This window comes from Mesorhizobium sp. M7A.F.Ca.CA.004.04.2.1, from assembly GCF_004022825.1.
Classification (GTDB): Bacteria; Pseudomonadota; Alphaproteobacteria; order Rhizobiales; family Rhizobiaceae; genus Mesorhizobium.
In genome coordinates this window covers 1-2173 of the sequence record NZ_RZPH01000990.1, presented here as the reverse complement: position 1 = coordinate 2173, position 2173 = coordinate 1, and the positions used below count along the sequence as shown (strand labels likewise).

Sequence of the window (2173 nt, the reverse complement as noted above, 5' to 3'; positions counted from 1 at the left end):
AATCTCAGGGGCGAATTCCTCGACTATCCGTTCTGGCTGCGTGCCGTGGCCCAGCATCCGTCAAAGGTCTATCCCGGCCGCAAATGGCTGTTCTGGCAGTATTCCGGCTCCGGCCTGTCGCACGGCGTCACCGGCCGCATAGACCTCAATGTCTTCCATGGCGACGAACGGCAATGGCGCGCCTGGGCCGGCGGCCGGCAGACGGTAGCCGACGCCAACTGAGACAGTCGTCAGTCCCGGCGCACTTCGCTCTGCCTGATGTCCGCGGTCTGGGCAACGCGACATCGGGCTGCTCGATGGACACGCTTCCGCCGGCAGCATTCGCTGAGGAAAGTGTCCGGCTCTTTGACCGACATGGACGCATGGGAGGAAAGATGGGTGTGTCATCGGAGGCTCTGGCACAGAGCCGTCAAACGATCAGCGCTTACGAGGATTATGCGGAACAATATGATGCCATCGTGCGCCATGTTCCCAACGAGAGGGAGCAGGCATCGCTCAAGCGCCTGGTGGCAATCGCCGGTACAGGCGGCCGGATTCTGGAAGTCGGGTCCGGAGCCGGATACGACGCGGATTTTCTGGAGACTTTGGGTGTCAAAGTCCGGCGCACCGACGCGACCAAGCGGTTTCTGGAACTGCAGGCCGCGCGTGGCAAGCATGGCGAGTTGCTCGATCTCATCACCGATGATCTCGGCGGCCCCTACGACGCGGTTCTGGCCCTGTGCGTCCTCATCCATGTGCCTCGCGACGAGACCGACCAGGTGCTTGCCAAGATAGCCGGGTCGCTGCGCCCGGGCGGCGCCTTTCTCGTCTCGATGCGTAATGGCGACGGCGAGACATCAGGCGAATATCATACGGTCTACTGGCGCAGGGACGACTTCGCGGCCCGTCTCGAAGGCGCCGGGCTCGTCCTCATCAGGGACGATTTCAACGTCGGCCGCGATAGCGAAGAATGGAACACGTTCCTGGCCGTGAAGCCTGCATGACGCGGCGTGGGCTGTTGCCGTTTGCGCTGCTCAACCTTTTCAGATTTTGCGAATAAGCAAGACATTGCCGCAGCCTTGCTGTCTATGTGCGAGTTCCTGCACTCCTGGGGGGAGACGAGTTGGAACTCAAGATCATGCTTGTCGGCTTTGCCTGCGTGGTCGCGGGCGCGCTGTCGTTCATCACCTTCATGAAATGGCGAGAGGTGAAGGCACTCAGCCGCTGGCTGCCGACGCCGGGAAAGATCATTTCCTCGCGCGTCGAGGCACGTGAGGTCAGAAACTCGGGCGTTGGTTCGGACAGCACTGACACCACCGAAATGCGCAATTTTCCGGCGATCACCTTCGAATACAAGATCGGCGGCAAGAAATTTCAAAGCTCGCGCTACAGCGTGAAAGAGAATTTGGGGAATTTCGAAGTCACGGAGACCCTTGCCCAGTTTCCCCGCGGCGCGGAGGTGACTGTCTTCTACAATCCGGCCGATCCGAGCAAAGCGGTGATCGAGCGCACCCTGCCGGACGGCGCCTTCAAGTTCATGGTCCAACTCTCGGCCGGCCTAGTGTTCGGCGCGGTTGTGCTGGTGTTTTCCGTCGGCGGTGTTCTGGAGGCGATCGGGCCGCATTTGCCCAAACCGCAGAATCTCGGTGCCGCGGCGTTGCTGCTTTTTATGGGCTTGTTCATCCTGAGCATCGGTTTCGCCCAGAAAGCGTTGGCCGAGCAGGCGGCAAAATGGCCGATCGTGGTTGGCCGCATCGACACTTCAGGTCTGCAGGCGCTCCGAAACCATTCAGGCTATGGCCGCTGGCGCACCGTCTTCAAATCCCGCATCGTCTACTCCTATGGCGTCGCCGGCCAGCGCTACAGCGCCGATCGTGTAACGTTCGGCGCCACCGTGACCGCCTCGCTGTCCGGCCTCGTCGGCGGCCAGGCACGGCAGTATATCGAAGGCAGCAAGGTCGACGTCCACTATGACCCCGCCAACCCCGGCTCGGCAGTGCTCGAATGCCGGGTCCGGGGGCTTTGGCTGCTATGGACCTGCTCGGCAGGTTTTCTCGGTGGCGCGGCCTTTCTGCTCGGGCTGGTTTGAGCGTGCCAGCCGACTTCGCCAATGCCAATTCAGACGGCTCCGCATGGGATGCCTTTACCTTGACAGGATGCAGCGATGAATAGGGTGCGATCGATCATCTGGGCC

At 61.5% G+C, this 2173-nt stretch carries 2 protein-coding genes and 1 pseudogene; all 3 read left to right on the top strand.

Annotated features, from left to right (window positions below; all coding sequences use genetic code 11):
* A pseudogene (locus EN893_RS30235) lies at positions 1-222 on the top strand (muramidase); the annotation flags it as partial.
* A gap of 152 nt (positions 223-374) precedes the next feature.
* Positions 375-983, top strand: a complete 609-nt coding sequence (locus EN893_RS30230; RefSeq protein ID WP_127267409.1) for a class I SAM-dependent methyltransferase — start codon at positions 375-377, stop codon at positions 981-983.
* A gap of 119 nt (positions 984-1102) precedes the next feature.
* Positions 1103-2068 carry a DUF3592 domain-containing protein gene (locus EN893_RS30225; protein ID WP_236382785.1) on the top strand — a complete coding sequence of 322 codons (966 nt, stop codon included), beginning with the start codon at positions 1103-1105 and terminating at the stop codon, positions 2066-2068.
* Positions 2069-2173 lie beyond the last annotated feature (105 nt).

Coding starts and splice junctions, on each gene's coding strand:
- EN893_RS30230 (WP_127267409.1), top strand. CDS start 375: ATGGGTGTGTCATCGGAGGCTCTGGCACAGAGCCGTCAAACGATCAGC.